This is a genomic window from Streptomyces sp. 3214.6 (assembly GCF_900129855.1).
Lineage (GTDB): Bacteria > Actinomycetota > Actinomycetes > Streptomycetales > Streptomycetaceae > Streptomyces > Streptomyces soliscabiei.
On record NZ_LT670819.1, the window covers coordinates 2,641,363 to 2,657,990 of the forward strand.

13 protein-coding genes are annotated in these 16,628 nt (G+C 71.7%); 4 read left to right on the forward strand and 9 right to left on the reverse strand.

Annotation, left to right across the window (positions count from 1 at the left end; genetic code table 11):
• Window positions 1-88 precede the first annotated feature (88 nt).
• Genes B5557_RS11760 through B5557_RS11770 form a run of 3 tightly spaced genes read right to left on the reverse strand, consistent with a single transcriptional unit; the run spans window position 89 to window position 4,359 of the window.
• The gene (locus B5557_RS11760) at window positions 89-694 is read right to left on the reverse strand and encodes a GNAT family N-acetyltransferase (RefSeq protein WP_079659073.1); all 606 of its coding nucleotides are present in this window, start codon (window positions 692-694) and stop codon (window positions 89-91) included.
• Window positions 695-715: 21 nt separating this feature from the next.
• Window positions 716-2,716, reverse strand: coding sequence for an IucA/IucC family protein (locus B5557_RS11765; protein WP_107472583.1), 2,001 nt, complete (start codon window positions 2,714-2,716; stop codon window positions 716-718).
• A 35-nt stretch (window positions 2,717-2,751) separates the two neighbouring features.
• On the reverse strand, window positions 2,752-4,359 hold the full coding sequence (locus tag B5557_RS11770; RefSeq protein ID WP_231976430.1) for a diaminobutyrate--2-oxoglutarate transaminase family protein: 1,608 nt from the start codon (window positions 4,357-4,359) through the stop codon (window positions 2,752-2,754).
• Between the two features lie 372 nt (window positions 4,360-4,731).
• Here B5557_RS11770 and B5557_RS11775 point away from each other — a divergent pair, with 372 nt between their 5' ends.
• The gene (locus B5557_RS11775; protein WP_079659075.1) at window positions 4,732-5,955 is read left to right on the forward strand and encodes a trypsin-like serine peptidase; all 1,224 of its coding nucleotides are present in this window, start codon (window positions 4,732-4,734) and stop codon (window positions 5,953-5,955) included.
• A gap of 228 nt (window positions 5,956-6,183) precedes the next feature.
• Window positions 6,184-7,386, forward strand: coding sequence for a trypsin-like serine peptidase (locus B5557_RS11780; RefSeq protein ID WP_079659076.1), 1,203 nt, complete (start codon window positions 6,184-6,186; stop codon window positions 7,384-7,386).
• Between the two features lie 110 nt (window positions 7,387-7,496).
• On the opposite strand, the gene hflX is transcribed toward B5557_RS11780, so the two are convergent.
• From hflX to miaA, 6 genes are all read right to left on the reverse strand, one after another.
• Window positions 7,497-8,990, reverse strand: a complete 1,494-nt coding sequence (gene hflX / locus B5557_RS11785; protein ID WP_079659077.1) for a GTPase HflX — start codon at window positions 8,988-8,990, stop codon at window positions 7,497-7,499.
• A gap of 136 nt (window positions 8,991-9,126) precedes the next feature.
• Window positions 9,127-10,734, reverse strand: a complete 1,608-nt coding sequence (locus B5557_RS11790; protein WP_079659078.1) for a M1 family metallopeptidase — start codon at window positions 10,732-10,734, stop codon at window positions 9,127-9,129.
• A gap of 136 nt (window positions 10,735-10,870) precedes the next feature.
• Entirely contained in the window at window positions 10,871-13,069 is a 2,199-nt protein-coding gene (locus B5557_RS11795; RefSeq protein WP_079659079.1) for a RelA/SpoT family protein, read from the reverse strand.
• Between the two features lie 299 nt (window positions 13,070-13,368).
• Window positions 13,369-14,238: a diaminopimelate epimerase gene (dapF, locus tag B5557_RS11800; RefSeq protein WP_079659080.1), complete on the reverse strand. Its 870-nt coding sequence runs from the start codon at window positions 14,236-14,238 to the stop codon at window positions 13,369-13,371.
• A 33-nt stretch (window positions 14,239-14,271) separates the two neighbouring features.
• On the reverse strand, window positions 14,272-14,781 hold the full coding sequence (locus B5557_RS11805) for a hypothetical protein (RefSeq protein ID WP_079659081.1): 510 nt from the start codon (window positions 14,779-14,781) through the stop codon (window positions 14,272-14,274).
• A 107-nt stretch (window positions 14,782-14,888) separates the two neighbouring features.
• Window positions 14,889-15,827 (reverse strand): tRNA (adenosine(37)-N6)-dimethylallyltransferase MiaA, encoded by a 939-nt coding sequence (gene miaA / locus B5557_RS11810; RefSeq protein ID WP_079659082.1) that lies wholly within the window; start codon window positions 15,825-15,827, stop codon window positions 14,889-14,891.
• 181 nt (window positions 15,828-16,008) lie between these two features.
• Between miaA and B5557_RS11815 the strand changes: the two genes are divergently transcribed.
• The gene (locus B5557_RS11815; RefSeq protein WP_079659083.1) at window positions 16,009-16,296 is read left to right on the forward strand and encodes a hypothetical protein; all 288 of its coding nucleotides are present in this window, start codon (window positions 16,009-16,011) and stop codon (window positions 16,294-16,296) included.
• A 24-nt stretch (window positions 16,297-16,320) separates the two neighbouring features.
• Window positions 16,321-16,593 carry an antitoxin gene (locus B5557_RS11820; RefSeq protein WP_079659084.1) on the forward strand — a complete coding sequence of 91 codons (273 nt, stop codon included), beginning with the start codon at window positions 16,321-16,323 and terminating at the stop codon, window positions 16,591-16,593.
• The last annotated feature ends 35 nt before the right edge of the window (window positions 16,594-16,628 follow it).

A 16,628-nucleotide genomic window follows, 5' to 3' on the forward strand; every position in this document is an offset into this window, starting at 1 on the left:
GTGCAAGCGGAGGTGAAAGAGCTGGACGTGAGTGGGAATCGGAGAGGCGCGAACGACGTTCCAGCAGTGAGGACACGATTACGGAGTGTCACGAAAGCGCGGGCGGCTCTCGGTCCCGGACCATGAGGGCGGCCCGTTTGGTAGGCAGGTCGACCTCGGCGAAGTGTCGGAAGCCTGCGCTCCGGAAGGTGGCGATGGACGGAATGTTGCGAAGGTCGGGTTCGGCGACGACGCGGGCACACGCGGGTCTCCTGTCGAGGACGAGGTCGGCGACGGCTCTGAGCAGAAGGCTGCCGAGCCCTCGCCCGCGGTCGGCGACGCCGCCGATGAGGAGGTGGATCCCGGTGTCGTGCGGCCGGGCCGGGTAGTGCCGCGCCAGCGGGTCGAGGTCCGCCCGGTAGATCTCCCAGTAGCTCATCGGCCGGCCCTCCAGCACACCGAGGCACGGGACACTGCGCCCGGCGTCGGCGAGCTGGCGGCGCAGGTGTCGCCGGGTCACGGGCTCGGGTCCGGCCAGTTCCCAGAACGCCGCGACAGCGGGGTCGTTCATCCACCGGCCGACGAGGGTGAGGTCCCGCTCGATCCGTACGGGGACGAGGCGGAACGCCCCCACGGGGGTGGCGGTGGGCCCCCAGTCGCCGATGCCGAGGGCAGGGGCCGGGCGGGGGTTGGCGTCGGTCTCGACGGGAAGCACGGCGGTCTCCTCTCGGACGGCTCAGATACGCAGGGGGTTGGCGATGGTGACGTAGACGGACTGGGTGTCCACCGGGCCGACGAGTTCGTCGAGGCCGTGCAGGCGGGTCAGCAGGTTGGCCTTGCAGCGCAGGGAGGGCGAGTCGAGGAGTAGGGCCGGCAGCGAACTGTGCAGCGGTTCGGGGCCGGAGGCAGCGTCAGCGAGGAATCGCCGGAAGGCGGCGAGCAGCAGTTGCTCGTCGGCGAGCCGCTGGGAGCCGAACGCGCCGATGAGTCCGAACACGTTGTTGATGCCGAGGTAGTAGGCGAACCGCTCGTCCGTGACCTCGTCGGAGACGAAGGTGTCGCTGCGCTCGCCGATGCCGGGCAGCAGGGCGTCGAGGCCCGCGCGGCCGGACTCACGGAAGTAGTAGCCCTGGTTGTCCCGGTAGCGGCCACCCATGGGCCAGCCGTCGGGGTCCAGGAGGAGAAGCGTGTTCTGCTGGTGCGCCTCCAGGGCGATCCCCGCCTCGCCGTCGAGCCAGAGGACGGGACGGACGACCTGCTCCAGGTAGCGCAGGAACCACTCGGCGGCGACCGCTCCCAGCGGCCGACCGGTCCGTGCGGCGAGGTGGGTGACGATCGAGGCCAGCCGGGAGCGGTGGGCGTGAGCCCGGTCCGGGGAGGCTGGACGGGCCTCGGGCGTCGAGGCGTCCCATCCCGCGGTGCCGCGGGCATACGGCCGGGGTGCGACGAGTCCGGCGACGCAGGAGACGTCGTCCGCCGGGGCGAACGGGTTGTGGCGGATCATCACATCGAGGCCGGTCAGCGGAAGGCCATCCGTTCCGTCGACGGCGAGCCAGGCCGGGTCCCGGACGATGTCGAAGCCGGGGTGGGCCGCCAGCCACCGCTTGGACAGGCCGGCGCGCAGGAGGCGGTGCACCTCGACCCCGCGGTGGAGTTCCTTGCGGAGGTTCTCGCGCCGGGAGTTGGTGATGCGCAGGCCAAGCGACAGTTTGAGCATCGCGGGGGCGCCGGACCGGTGGACGGTGCGTACGGAGGAGGTCGGATGCCACGGAAGGCCGTGCGCGCCGAGGTCCTGGAGCAGTCCGGCGGCGAACAGAGCCTCGACCTCGGGACGGTGGCGGACCTCGCGCAGTTGCCAGGGGTGCACCGGCAGCACGGCGACGCCCTCAGGCAGCGACGGCAGTCCGGCCCCCGCGAGTCGGGCCGTCAGCCGGGCGGCGGGGACGGGACGGCCGGCTTCGGTCCAGGCGGAGTCGGTGGCGAGCGCGGTCGGAGCGACAGCGAGCCAGTGAAGGGGGAAGGAGCCTCGCGACTCGGGCGAGTAACGGTGCGCATCGCCGTCCGAGAGGCCTTCGCGGCTCTTCGGAGTCGGGTGCAGCGGATGCCCGAGCACCAGCGCCTGTTCGGCGGTCAGGAACAGGTCGGTGCCGTCGGCGGGGCGGTGCCTGCGCTCGCCGATGAAGACCGCGGTGCGGCGCACGGAGTCGGCCACACGCGCGACAAGGTCGTCGCCCGCACCGCTGGTGGTGGAGGGAGCGGCTGTCGGGAGAGCGCCGTCGTGGGCCTGGTGGGCCGTCGCGGCTTCGGCGATTGCGGCGGACGGGCCGCCCCCGGTGGGTGTCTCGCGGGCCAGGAGGGCCGCGAGAGTCACGGCGTCCGCGGGCGGGGACTGCTCGGGTGCGCCGGCCAGGCGCGGGAGGCCGAAGCGATGCCAGCCCGTCGGGGACCAGTAGTGGACGGCGGCGAGCAGGGTGACGCCGCTGGCGGGCAGCGGCACACGGAGGGTGCCGTCTTCGGGGGCGGTCAGGCCCGCCTCGCGTACCCAGCAGCGCAGCAGATTCTCGACGGCCGCGGCCTGGGACGCCGTACGGGGATCGGGGTGTTCCAGGAGATCGGCCGGGAGATCGGTGGCGCGGTGGCGCGGCGGTTCGGCGCGGGGGGTCTCCTCCTGCGGCCGGGGGACCGGGACCGAAGGTGTGGAGGAGTCGGAGTCGACGGGCTGCGGGGAGGTGGTCAAGGTCGTTCCTCGTGAAGTGGTGGGGCCGGCCGCGGTCAGGCACTGTGCGCGGATTCGGCTGGGTCGCCCTGGCGGGGGACCTGGCCGGGCTGCCGCCGGGACCGGTTTTGCCGGTGCGCCTGAGCGTGGTCGCCGGGACCCGTATCGCGGATCTGGCCGTGGACCTGACCGCGGGAGACCGCCGCCATCGCGTCCGCCAGCCGGTCGAGTACCGCCGCGGCCTGCTCGTCGGTGATGGTCAAGGGGGGAAGCAGCCGTACGACACTGGCGTGCCGCCCACCGAGTTCGACGATCAGGCCGCGCCGCAGGCACTCTCGCCGCACGGCGAGGGCCAACGCGGGAGCGGCGGCAGGACAGGCGGCCTGCGCCGGGATCGAACGTGATGGCGTGCTGGGCATGGCAGCACCGGCACCCGCACCCACCCCGGCACCGGTACCGTCGACTTCGGTGTACGCGTCGAGTCCGTCATCGGCGCGACCGGCGACCAGCGGTGAGCCGATCCCTCCGGGCCCGCTTTCCGCCTCGGGGTCCACCATCTCGACCCCGATCATCAGCCCCCGGCCGCGCACGTCGCCCATACCGGGGAACTCCCGGGCCAAGCACCGGAGCCCGTCGAGCATGCGGGTGCCCAGGGTGGCCGCGCGTTCGGCGAGGCCGTTCTGGCGGACGTAGGCGAGGGTGGCCGTGCCGGCGGCCATGGCGAGTTGGTTGCCGCGAAACGTGCCCGCGTGGGCGCCCGGTTCCCAGACGTCGAGGTCGTCGCGGTAGACGATGACGGCGAGCGGCAGGCTGCCGCCGATGGCTTTGGACAGGACCATCACGTCAGGGGTGACCCCGCTGTGCTCCACCGCCCAGAAGGCGCCGGTCCGCCCAACGCCCGTCTGGACCTCGTCGGCGATCAACGGGATCGAGCGGTCGGCCGTGATCTGCCGCATACGGCGCATCCAGGCGTCCGGCGCGGGAATCACGCCACCCTCGCCCTGAACGGGTTCGAGGATCATCCCGGCGGGCAGCCGTACGCCCGACTTGGGATCGTCGAGGACGGACTCGGTCCAGCGGGCGGCGAGTTCGGCGCCGCGTTCGCCGCCGACGCCGAACGGACAGCGATAGTCCTGCGGATAGGGCAGCCGGGCCACCCGTACGTCGAAGGCGCCCCCGGACGCTTCGAGAGAGCCGGTGGTCATCCCGTGGTAGGCGCCGGTGAAGGCGAGGACGCCGGTGCGGCCGGTGGCGGCGCGGACCAGTTTGAGCGCGGCCTCCACGGCGTCCGTGCCGGCCGGTCCGCAGAACTGCACGCGCGCGTGGTCGGCGAGACCGGCCGGCAGGGTGCGGAACAGCTCGGTGATGAAAGCGTCCTTGACGGGCGTGGCGAGGTCGAGCACGTGCAGGGGCGCGCCCGAGTCGAGGACCTTGCGGATGGCCTCCAGCACGACGGGGTGGTTGTGGCCGAGCGCGAGGGTGCCGGCGCCCGAGAGGCAGTCGAGGTAGCGGCGGCCGTCCGCACCTTCGATGGTCAGCCCGCGTGCCCGCACCGGAACGATGGGCAGGGCCCGCGCATACGTGCGCGCCGCCGACTCGCGTGCCGACTGGCGCCGCAGGATGCCCTCGTGCGCCGGTTGCGCGCCCGACGAAGCGGCGACGATGGCCGTCCCGGCGGGGAACGCTCCGGCGGGGAACACTCCGGCGGAACGTCCCAAGGGGACCTCCTCGGGCACTGGCTCGGTCACGGCCACGGCTCCCTGTCCTCCCGCAGTTCAGAGGGCCGGGCGCGGACAGCGGACCCCCCACCGCTACCAACCCCGGACGGCTCTCCTGGTTACGGGTTGCCTCAAGATCCTTGCTGTGACCGAACAGTTGCCGTTCCGTCGGAAGTCCCCCACAGCGACCGCATATCGTGTGGTGGCATCGCACCTGGCCGTGAGACCCGCCTGAACTCGTCATGAGATCACCATGAGTTCCGCCCCGGGCGGAACGGCCGGTGTTTCAAGTTCGTTGACAGCAGGGGGAGTCAGACCATGCGATCCATACGGCCGTCGTTCACCGCTCGTCGGAGGAGGAACGCGCGCCGCAGAACCTCCCCCGTGCTGGGCGCCGTGGCCCTCGCCTCGGTGCTCGCACTCACGGCGACCGCCTGCGACTCGGGCGGCACCGACGCGGAAGGCCGGGCCGGCGCGACCGCGTCGGCCGCCGGCGACGGAAAGATCACGATCCCGGACGACATCAAGGACAAGCTCAAAGAGCACGGGATCGACCTCGACAAGTGGAAGAACGGCGCCTGGAAGAACTGGGACAAGGACGACTGGCTGCGGGAGGCGCAGGACTACATCAACCCGATCATCAAGGGGCTGTGGGACCCGGACCGGATGCGAAAGGCCGAGGACCCGGACCGGGCCGTCGACGACGGCGACCTCTCCGGTGACCAGGGCGTGACCGACCCGACGCCGGCGGCGGTGGACGCGAAGGCCGTGCCGACGACTTACCACGCCAACGCCCCCGAGGCGGGCAAGGTGTTCTTCGACTCCCCCGAGGGCACGATGGTGTGCTCGGCGACGGTCGTCCAGGACCCGGCGCACCCCGGCAAGTCCAACCTGGTGTGGACGGCGGGCCACTGCGTGCACGCCGGCAAGGGCGGCGGCTGGTACCGCAACCTCGTGTTCGTGCCGTCGTACAACGACAAGGGTCTGTCGGCCGAGCAGCTGCAGACGGCCACCAAGGAGCAGGCCGCTCCGTACGGCGTCTGGTGGGGCGACTGGACGAAGACCTCGGACCAGTGGATCGCGCAGGGCGGACAGACCGGCGGCAACGGCGCCTCGTACGACTACGCCGTCATCCATGTGACGCCGGAGGAGGGCGGTTCCGGCAAGTCCCTGGAGGAGACGGTCGGTTCGGCGCTGCCGGTGGACTTCAAGGCCCCAGCGGTGCCGAAGATCGACAGCATCACGGCGACCGGCTATCCGGCGGCGGCGCCCTACGACGGGCAGAAGCTGTACCAGTGCCAGGACAAGCCGGGGCGGTTCTCGATCAGCTCCTCGGACCCGACGATGTACCGCATCGGCTGCACGATGACCGGCGGCTCGTCGGGCGGCGGCTGGGTCGCGGCCGGGTCGAACGGCAAGCCCGCGCTGGTGTCCAACACCTCGATCGGCCCGGTGAAGGCCGGTTGGCTCGCAGGACCGCGGCTGGGTGACGTGGCCAAGGGTGTGTACGACTCGGTGAGTGACAAGTTCGCCGGTCAGTAGCCGGATCGGCGGTGGGATGCCTGTCGGGAACCTTCACCATCCCACCGCCGTTCGTCCCGAATTCCCCGGGCATAGTGGGGTGTCGCCTGCGCGCGGTCGTCGTACGGACTCGACCGACCGCATGACAGGCGCATGACATGGCGGGGCCCATGAGCCCTGCCGATTCCCACGCTCCGACGATCCACGCGCTTCGACGGATCCACATGCTTCAACGGGGGACATCGCACCATGCGTTCCACACGTACGCCCATCGCGCACCGGCACGGCCGGCGGCGCACTCTGCTCGCCGCCGGGCTCGTCACCGCCCTGGCACTGACGGCGACCGCCTGCAACGGCTCGGACGAGGACAAGGCCGGCGCCGGAGCCTCCCGGACCGCCGACGCCGGCTCCGGTGACGGCAAGGTCAAGGTTCCCGCCGACATCGCCGGCAAGCTCAAGCAGCACGGCATCGACGTCGACAAGTGGGCCGACGGCGGCTGGCAGGACTGGGACAAGGACAAGTGGCTCAGCGCCGCCAAGGACTTCGTCAACCCCGTGATCGAGGGCCTGTGGAAGCCGGAGCGGATGCAGTCCGCGAAGGAGGCGAACAAGACGGTCACGACCAAGGACGCCGCCGCCGACCAGGGCGTCAGCGACCCGGAGCCGGCGGCCGTCCAGGCGGCGGCCGAGAAGACGCCGTATCACGAGAACGCGGCCCCGGTCGGCAAGGTCTTCTTCGACTCGCCCGCGGGGGCGATGGTCTGCTCGGGCACGGTCATCAAGGACGTGAACCACCCGGGCAAGTCCAACCTCGTCTGGACGGCCGGTCACTGTGTGCACGCCGGCGGCGCCGGCGGCTGGTACCGCAACCTCGTGTTCGTCCCGGCCTACAACGACCTCGGCAAGAGCGAGGCGCAGCTCGGCAACGCCACCGCGGCGGAGATCTCCCCTTACGGCAACTGGTGGGCGGACTGGGCGTCGACCTCGAACGAGTGGATCGCCGGCGGCTCGGAGACGGGCGGCGCGGGTGCCGCCTACGACTACGCCGTCTTGCACGTGACGCCGGAGCAGGGCTCCAAGTCGCTGGAGGAGACGGTCGGCGGGGCGCTGGACGTGGACTTCTCCGCGCCGCCCGCGACCGAGGTGAACACGATGGGAGCCTGGGGCTACCCGGCTGCGCCGCCCTACAACGGGCTGAAGATGTTCAAGTGCCTCGACCGGCCCGGACGGTTCTCGCTGAGCACCTCGCTGCCGGCGATGTACCGCATCGGCTGCACGATGACCGGCGGTTCCTCCGGCGGCGGCTGGTTCAGGGTGGTCAACGGCAAGACCGAGCTGGTCTCCAACACCTCGATCGGCCCCGCCGACAACACCTGGCTGGCGGGCCCGCAGCTCGGCCGGGAGGCCGAGGCGCTCTACCAGAACATGAGCAAGACCTACGGCGGCGAGTGAGCCGTGCACGCCGAAGGCCCGCCCCCTGCGATCACTGCGATCAGCAGGGGGGCGGGCCTTCGGGCGTTGGGCCTTCGGGCGGTCCGCCATGGGCGGTCCGCCGTGGCGACTCAGGCAGCCGGCGCCGGAACGTACGGCGCGAGGTCCGCCGCCAGTTCCTCATGCACCCGTACCTTCAGCAGGGTGCCCTCCGCCGTGTGCTCCGCGGAGATCACCTCGCCCTCGGTGTGGGCGCGGGCGACCAGCTTGCCGTGGGTGTACGGCACGAGCGCCTCGATCTCGACCGAGGGCCGCGGCAGCTCGTTGTCGATCAGCGCGAGCAGCTCGTCGATGCCCTGGCCGGTGCGGGCCGAGACGGCGATGGAACGCTGCTCGATCCGCATCAACCGCTGGAGCGTCAGCGGGTCGGCCGCGTCCGCCTTGTTGATGACGACGATCTCGGGCACCCCGGTGGCGCCGACGTCCCGGACCACCTCGCGCACGGCGGCCAACTGCTCCTCCGGGTTGGGGTGCGAGCCGTCCACCACGTGCAGGATCAGGTCGGACTCGCCGACCTCCTCCATGGTGGAGCGGAACGCCTCGACCAGGTGGTGCGGCAGGTGCCGGACGAAGCCGACCGTGTCCGCCAGCGTGTACAGGCGGCCGCTGGGCGTCTCCGCCCGGCGCACGGTCGGGTCCAGGGTCGCGAACAGGGCGTTCTCGACCAGGACGCCCGCGCCCGTGAGGCGGTTGAGCAGGGACGACTTACCGGCGTTGGTGTAGCCCGCGATGGCGACGGACGGCACCTTGTGGCGCTTGCGTTCTTGGCGCTTGATCTCGCGGCCGGTCTTCATCTCCGCGATCTCCCGGCGCATCTTCGCCATCTTCTCGCGGATCCGCCGCCGGTCCGTCTCGATCTTGGTCTCACCGGGGCCACGGGTGGCGAGGCCGCCGCCCTTGCCGCCGCCCATCTGACGGGACAGCGACTGACCCCAGCCGCGCAGCCTCGGCAGCATGTACTGCATCTGCGCGAGCGCGACCTGCGCCTTGCCCTCTCGGGACTTGGCGTGCTGGGCGAAGATGTCGAGAATCAGGGCCGTACGGTCGATGACCTTGACCTTGACGACGTCCTCGAGGTGGATCAGCTGCCCCGGGCTGAGCTCACCGTCGCAGATGACGGTGTCCGCGCCCGTTTCGAGGACGATGTCGCGCAGCTCGTCGGCCTTGCCGGAACCGATGTAGGTGGCCGCGTCGGGCTTGTCGCGGCGCTGGATGACGCCGTCGAGGACGAGGGCGCCCGCAGTCTCCGCGAGGGCGGCCAGCTCCGCGAGGGAGTTGTCCGCGTCCTGTGCGGTCCCCGTGGTCCAGACGCCGACGAGCACGACCCGCTCCAGGCGGAGCTGGCGGTACTCGACCTCGGTGACGTCCTCGAGTTCGGTGGAGAGGCCGGCCACGCGGCGCAGGGCCGCGCGCTCGGTGCGGTCGAACTGGTCGCCGTCCCGCTCTCCGTCGATCTCGTGGCTCCAGGCGACGTCCTCTTCCATCAGGGCATCGGCCCGAAGACCTTCGGGGTAGGCGTGCGCCATGCGCTTGGTGTCCTGGGAAGGGGAAGAAGAGGAGGTCATTGGGTCCTTACGTCGTTGGGGATGCCGGATCGGCGGCCTTCATGGATCTCAACGCACGAGTGTCCCGGGAGATTCCCGGGCCCGTGCCGCGCCGACCTCACGATGGTCGCACGGTACGGCCCGTCTCGTCACGGCCTTATTCCGCGGTACGCGGGGCCTTCGGGACCGCATGCGGCGCGGCTTCCGGGCCGGCTTTCGGGAGGGTCTTCGAGTCGGTCTTCGAGTCCGCGTCGGCCTTCGGGTCGGCCTTCGCGATCGGTGCCGCCGACTTCCAGTCCGGGTGGCCGGGCATCGGCGGGGTCTTCTCGCTGTACAGCCATTGCTTGAAGAATCCGGCGAGATCGCGTCCGGAGATCTTTTCGGCGAGGCGCTCGAAGTCGGCCGTGGTCGCGGTGGAGTCCCGGTGGTCGTGCACCCACGCCCGCTCCAGGTGCTTGAACGCGGGCCGGCCGATCTCCTGGCGCAGGGCGTAGAGGACGAGGGCCGCACCGTCGTAGACGTTGGGGCGGAAGATGCTGATCTTCTGGCCGGGCTTGGGCGCCTTGGGCAGCGCCGGTGGGCCGCCCGCGGCGCGCCAGCGGTCGGAGGCGCCGTACGCCGCCTTCATGCGCGCCTGGAGTGTGCGGCCCGCCTTCTCCTCCGCGTACAGCGCCTCGTACCAGGTGGCGTGTCCTTCGTTGAGCCACAGGTCGGACCAGGTGCGCGGGCTGACGCTGTCGCCGAACCACTGGTGGGACAGCTCATGCACCATGATCGACTCGAGGTACCACTGGGGGTAGCTAGGCTCGGTGAAGAGGTCTCTCTCGAAGAGGGAGAGGGTCTGCGTCTCGAGTTCGAACCCGGTGGAGGCCTCGGCCAGGAGCACGCCGTACGCCTCGAAGGGGTAGGGGCCGACCTTGCCCTCCATCCAGGCGATCTGGTCGGGGGTCTTCTTCAGCCACGGTTCGAGGAGCTTGCGGTCCTTGGTGGGCACGACGTCCCGGACGGGCAGGGCGTGCGGCCCCGCGCGGTGCACGACGGTGGACCGGCCGATGGACACCTGGGCGAGTTCGGTGGCCATGGGGTGCTGCGTGCGGTACGTCCAGGTGGTCGCCCTGCCGACCCGGTCCATGCCGGTCGGCAGCCCGTTGGCCACCGCCGTGTAGCCGTTGGGGGCCGTGATCCGGACGGTGAACATCGCCTTGTCGGAGGGGTGGTCGTTGCACGGGAAGACCAGGTGGGCGGCGTCCGCCTGGTTGGCCATCGCGAGACCGTCCGTGGTCCTGATCCAGCCGCCGTCCCGGTCGGCGGGGCTCACGGGGTCGCTGGTGTGCCGCACGGTGATCCGCATCCAGCTGCCCGGGGGCAGCGCGTCCTTGGGGGTGACCACCAGGTCCTCGCCGGCGCCGGCGAAGGCGGCGGGTTCGCCGTCGACCTCGACCGAGTCGACCTTGCCGTGGGCGAAGTCGAGGTTGATCCGGTCGAGGGCTGTCGTGGTCCAGGCGTCGATGGTGGTGACCGCCTGGAGTGGCTTGTCGTTGGCGCCGGAATAGGTGAAGGACAGGTCGTAGGACGCGACGTCGTACCCGGGGTTGCCCAGGTCCGGGAAGAGGCGGTCGCCGACGCCGAGCGGGGTCGGCGGAGCGCTCGCGGCGACCAGGCAGACGGAGACGGCCGAGGCGAGCAGCGCGGATTTCAGCCGACGGGAGGGTCCGGGTCGGGCGGACGGGGCTCGCGGGGTCCGGGCGCGGGGGGTGAGCAGCATGCACCACCGCTACCAGCGCACACGGGCGCCGCGTCGGCGACGCGCGCCCGCCCCACCCGAACGGGTTGCCCACGTGCGCGTGCGTGACGCCGGCGAGCGGATCCGGCGCGACGCGTGCACGCGCGCGTGGGGATGCCTACATCGTCCCCGAGGAGGAGGACGAGGCGTGGTGCTGCGCGCGGTCCACGTCGTACACCCCGGGCACGTTGCGCATGGCGCGGATGAGGGTGGGCAGGTGTGCCGCGTCCGGGAGTTGGACGGTGTAGGTGTGGCGCACCCGCTGCTGGCTCGGGGGCTCGACGGTCGCGGAGACGATCTCGGCACCTTCCGAGGCCATCGCCTCGGTGAGGTCCGCGAGCAGATGGGGGCGGCCGAAGGATTCGGCGACCAGGGTGACCCGGCATCCGGTGGTGTCGCCCCAGCGCACGTCGACCTCTTCGCGCCCCGCGTTCGCCATGCGCGCCACGGCCGCGCACTCGGCGCGGTGGACGGTCACCACTCCCCCGCGCACGGCGAAGCCGGTGATCTCGTCGAGCGGCACGGGCGTACAGCATCCGGCGAGCCGGACGCTCGCGTCGGGCCGGTCCACGACGGTGATCGCGGCGCCGGGCCGCGCGGCGGACGCGTCGGCCGCGGGCGCGTCGGCCGGGTTCCGCGGGGTCGGCTCGGCGGCCTTGGGAGGGCTCACGGTCCCCGAGCTCGCTGCGGGTTCGGGGTGCTCGTGTTCGGCCGGGGCCGGGTGCGTCGCCAGCCATCGTTGGATGGCGATCCGGGCGGCGGGGGTGTGGGCGTGCTCCAGCCACTCCCTGGAGGGCTCCGAGGCGGGGTCCTGGCCCATGAGGAGCTGGACGGTGTCGCCGTCCCGCAGGACCGTGCTGAGGGTCGCCAGGCGGCCGTTCACGCGGGCGCCGATGCAGGCGTGGGCGTCCTCGCCGTACTGCGCGTACGCGGCGTCGACACAGGTCGCCCCCTCGGGCAGGCCGAGCGTGCCGCCGTCGGGGCGGAAGACGGTGATCTCGCGGTCCTGGGCGAGGTCCTCGCGCAGGGTGGACCAGAAGGTGTCGGGATCGGGTGCGGCCTCCTGCCAGTCGAGGAGGCGGGAGAGCCAGCCGGGCCGGGTGGGGTCGACGCGTTCCCCGTCGGCGGGGGCTCCCTCCCGGGTCTGCTCCTCGGCGAGAGCCGTGTAGGGGTTGCCGAGCGCGACGACGCCGGCCTCGGCGACCTTGTGCATCTGGTGCGTGCGGATGAGGACTTCGGCGACCTGGCCGTCCTCGCGGGCGACGGCGGTGTGCAGCGACTGGTACAGGTTGAACTTCGGGACGGCGATGAAGTCCTTGAACTCCGAGACGACCGGCGTCATACAGGTGTGCAGTTCGCCGAGGACGGCGTAACAGTCGGCGTCCTCGTTCACCAGCACCAGCAGGCGGCCGAAGTCGGCGCCCCGCATCCGGCCGCGCTTGCGGGCCGCGCGGTGCACGGAGACGAAGTGCCGTGGCCGGATGAGGACTTCGGCCTGGATGCCGGCGTCGCGCAGGACCGTGCGCATCGCGTCGGCGAACTCGGCGAGGGGGTCGTCCGCACGGGAGGCGTTGTCGACGATCAGCTCGCGGGTGTGCTCGTACTCCTCTGGGTGGAGGATCGCGAAGACCAGGTCCTCCAGTTCGGTCTTGAGCGCCTGGACGCCGAGGCGTTCGGCGAGCGGGATGAGGACGTCGCGGGTCACCTTGGCGATGCGCGCCTGCTTCTCGGGTCGCATCACCCCCAGGGTGCGCATGTTGTGCAGCCGGTCGGCGAGTTTGATCGACATCACGCGGACGTCGTTGCCGGTGGCGACGAGCATCTTGCGGAAGGTCTCGGGCTCGGCGGCCGCCCCGTAGTCGACCTTCTCCAGCTTCGTGACGCCGTCGACGAGATAGCGCACCTCGGCGCCGAACTGCTCACCGACCTGATCGAGCGTCACATCGGTGTCCTCGACGGTGTCGTGGAGCAGAGAGGCCGTCAGGGTCGTGGTCTCCGCGCCGAGTTCGGCGAGGATCAGGGTCACGGCGAGCGGGTGGGTGATGTAGGGCTCGCCGCTCTTGCGCATCTGGCCGCGGTGCGAGGACTCGGCGAGCACGTAGGCGCGGTGCAGCGGTTCCAGGTCGGCGTGCGGATGGTGGGCGCGGTGGACCTCGACCACGTGACCGATCGCGTCGGGCAGTCGGCCGCGGGAGGTGGGACCGAGCAGCGCGGCCCCGACCAGGCGGCGCAGGTCGATCCGGGGACGGCTGCGCCTGCGGGGCGTGGCCGGTACTACCGGGCCTGGGGTCGCAGGGTTCGTGGCCTCCGCACTCATGGGCACCTCCGGCTGCGTGGACCGGCGGACGGGGTGTCCCAGGGCGGACACGGCTCAGGGGACTGGTTATGGTCCCCCGTCCGGGCCGGTGCTTGATGCTACCGAGCCCATCACGCGCGACTGACCGCCTCTCGCCGAGCGTGAAACGGATCACCCCTTCGAGCGACGGATAAGAGGTTTACGGTTTTGAGCCACCCGACCGAGGGGCGGTCGCGCATTCGAACCCACGACCGGCCCCCGGGGCGTGCTCCCGCCTGCCATCAGACCGTCCCGGCCTCCGATGCCATGCCGTGTCGGGATCAACGGGCGACTGTTTCCAGCCACTCGGGATCGATCTCTCCTGTGGCGACGATCACTGCGGGCCCGGTCATCTCGATCTCCCCGTCGGGCCGCTCGGTGATCAGCAGTCGGCCACCGGGCAGGTCGACGGTGTAGGTGACCGGCGTCCCGGTGGCCGCCGGGTCGATGCCGTCCCTGCGCGCGGCCGCCACGGCGACGGCGCACGCGCCCGTGCCGCACGAGCGGGTCTCGCCGGACCCGCGCTCGTGCACGCGCAGGGCGACGTGCCGCGGGCCGCGGTCCACGACGAACTCGACGTTGACGCCGTCCGGGTAGGCGGAGGCGGGGCTGAAGGGCGGCGGGGAGAACAGGTCGCCGGCGTGGGCGAGGTCGTCCACGAAGGCGACGGCGTGCGGGTTGCCCATGTTGACGTTGCGCGCGGGCCAACTGCGCGGGCCGACGCTCACCGTGACGTCCCCTTCGGGGAGCCGGGCCCTGCCCATGCCGACCGTGACGTCCCCGTCCTTGGCGATGTGCACGCTCTTGACGCCCCCGCGCGTGGCGACCGCGAGGTCGCCCTCGGGGACGAGCCCGGCCCGCTGGAGATAGCGGGCGAAGACGCGGACTCCGTTGCCGCACATCTCGGCGACGGAGCCGTCGCCGTTGCGGTAGTCCATGAACCACTCCGCCTCGGCCGCCATGTCCTTCGCCTCGGGGTGTGCGGCGGAGCGCACGACGTGCAGCACTCCGTCGCCGCCGATGCCCGCGCGACGGTCGCACAGGGCGGCGACCGCGGCCGGGGTGAGGTCGATGGCGTTCTCGGCGTCCGGGACGATCACGAAGTCGTTCTCGGTGCCGTGACCCTTGAGGAAGGCGATCCGCGTGCTCATTCCTCGATCGTACGGGGTGGGCGAGCGCGACGGTCAGCGCAGCCGGGCGACCCGCCAGACGGCCAGGGCCACCACCGCCGCGACCATCACGACGTAGGCGAGGACGACCCGCCAGTCGGGCCGGCGCCCGGAGCCGCGCTGGGGCAGGCCGGGCCACGTGTAACCGACGCGGCGGGCGGCCGTCATTCCCCAGCCGGCCGCGCAGAAGCAGATCAGCAGCCCGAGCATGGCGATCATGGCCCCGCTGTCGCCGAAGTCGAAGGCGAGCGGGAAGGCGAACATCAGGGAGCCGATCGCGGCCAGGGCCACGATGGGCGCGAGCTGCCAGATCCGCAGCCGTCGCTGCGGGCGCAGCTCGACCTCGACCTCGGGGCCGCTCGCGAACATCTCCTCCGGCTCGGGACCGTCGTCGCTCACACCGCCCTGGGTGTCGTCCTCGTCCGGCCCGTCAGGGCTCAGACGGCTCTCCTCGGGCTCCGGTTCAGCGCCCTCGACGGTGCGGTGCTCGGTGCCTTCTGCGGTGTCGCGAGGGCCGGCCTCCATCGCCACGCGCCCTCCCAACTCGGACTCCACTTGTCGATCGAAGCTCGATGATGGCACGGCACCGGAGGCCCGGATGACGGCCTGGGCGTCCCGATGCCATGACGTGATCAGGCTGTAACCGGTCGTTCCACCAACGCCAGCGCGAGCTCCGGAAGTTCTGTGAGATCAGCCGCAGCCCCACTCAACCAGTGCACCCGCGGATCGCGCCTGAACCACGAATCCTGACGGCGCGCGAAGCGCTTGGTGGCACGCACGGTCTCCGTGCGCGCCTCGGCCTCGGTGCACTCGCCGGCCAGGGCCGTGAGGACCTGCTGGTAGCCGAGCGCGCGCGAGGCCGTGCGCCCCTCGCGCAGGCCCTGCGCCTCCAGCGCGCGGACCTCGTCCACAAGCCCCGCGTCCCACATGCGGTCGACGCGGCGGGCGATGCGCTCATCGAGTTCGGGGCGCGCCACGTCGACCCCGATCTGGACGGTGTCGTAGACGGAGTCATGCCCCGGCAGGTTGGCGGTGAAGGGCTTGCCGGTGATCTCGATCACCTCGAGGGCCCGCACGATCCGGCGGCCGTTGCCGGGCAGGATCGCGTGCGCGGCCTCGGGGTCGGCGGCGGCCAGCCGGGCGTGCAGCGCTCCCGAGCCGCGCAGCGTGAGCTCCTCCTCGAGGCGGGCGCGGACCTCGGGGTCGGTACCGGGGAACTCCAGGTTGTCGACGGCGCCACGGACGTACAGCCCGGAGCCGCCGACGAGAATCGGCCACCGGCCCTCGGCGAGCAGGGCGTCGATCCGCGCACGGGCCAGCCTCTGGTACTCGGCGACGGAGGCGGTGACCGTGACGTCCCAGACGTCGAGGAGGTGGTGCGGGACGCCGCCGCGCTCCTCGGGCGTCAGCTTGGCGGTGCCGATGTCCATCCCTCGGTAGAGCTGCATGGAGTCGGCGTTGACGACCTCGCCGCCGAGTCGCTGGGCCAGGAAGACGCCCAGATCGGACTTTCCGGCCGCGGTCGGTCCGACGACGGCGATGACGCGGGGGGCGGGGGGTGCGCTGCTCACTGCACCAGTCTCGCAAACCTCGACCCCCGCCCTCGAACGAGTTACGTGACGGCACCGGCCCGGAGTCGTTGCCCGTTGCGAGATTCCCGTCGCCCTTCGCAGGGGCGGCGGCCCCGGTGGCGCAATCGGACGCACCGGCCAACGCGGGATTTCGCCCGCACGAGTACCGTATGGAGTGGATATGGGCGTTTTGGCGCGACTTTTCCGGAGGTCGAAGGTCACGGAGGAGGCGGCTGCCGAGGAGGCGACGAACGCCGCCGAGGCGCCGGGCGGTACGCCGCAGGACGGCACCGACGGGGAACCGGCTGCAGAGGTCACCCAGGAGGCGACCGAAGCCGAGGACGGCACGGCGGCAGAGGCGGAACCGGCAGCGGAGCCGGCCGCCGCCGACGACGGCGTCGAGATTCCCCGGCAGCAGTCCGCCGAGGAAGCGGCCGACAGCGAGGCCGGCGAAGGCGCTCGCACGTAGGGAACCCGCGAGGGAAGGTGACCCATGGGTCTTTTGGACAATTTGAAGGCCAAGCTCGCCCCGGCCAAGGGCAAGGTCTCGGACCTCGCGCACCAGCACGGGGACAAGATCCAGCACGGTCTCGACAAGGCCGCGCATGTCGTCGACGAGAAGACCAAGGGCAAGTACAGCAACAAGATCCATACGGGCACCGACAAGGCCAAGGGCGCCATGGACCGGATCGCGCACAAGGACGAGCCTCCAGCGGGCGGCGGGGACACGTTCACTCCGCCGACCCCGCCTCCACCGGCTTCCTGAACCGCGCGTGAAACGGCGGACGGCCGCGGAGCGGA

Coding starts and splice junctions, on each gene's coding strand:
- B5557_RS11775 (WP_079659075.1), top strand. CDS start 4,732: ATGCGATCCATACGGCCGTCGTTCACCGCTCGTCGGAGGAGGAACGCG.
- B5557_RS11780 (WP_079659076.1), top strand. CDS start 6,184: ATGCGTTCCACACGTACGCCCATCGCGCACCGGCACGGCCGGCGGCGC.
- hflX (WP_079659077.1), bottom strand. CDS start 8,990: ATGACCTCCTCTTCTTCCCCTTCCCAGGACACCAAGCGCATGGCGCAC.
- B5557_RS11790 (WP_079659078.1), bottom strand. CDS start 10,734: ATGCTGCTCACCCCCCGCGCCCGGACCCCGCGAGCCCCGTCCGCCCGA.
- B5557_RS11795 (WP_079659079.1), bottom strand. CDS start 13,069: ATGAGTGCGGAGGCCACGAACCCTGCGACCCCAGGCCCGGTAGTACCG.
- dapF (WP_079659080.1), bottom strand. CDS start 14,238: ATGAGCACGCGGATCGCCTTCCTCAAGGGTCACGGCACCGAGAACGAC.
- B5557_RS11805 (WP_079659081.1), bottom strand. CDS start 14,781: ATGGAGGCCGGCCCTCGCGACACCGCAGAAGGCACCGAGCACCGCACC.
- B5557_RS11815 (WP_079659083.1), top strand. CDS start 16,009: ATGGGCGTTTTGGCGCGACTTTTCCGGAGGTCGAAGGTCACGGAGGAG.
- B5557_RS11820 (WP_079659084.1), top strand. CDS start 16,321: ATGGGTCTTTTGGACAATTTGAAGGCCAAGCTCGCCCCGGCCAAGGGC.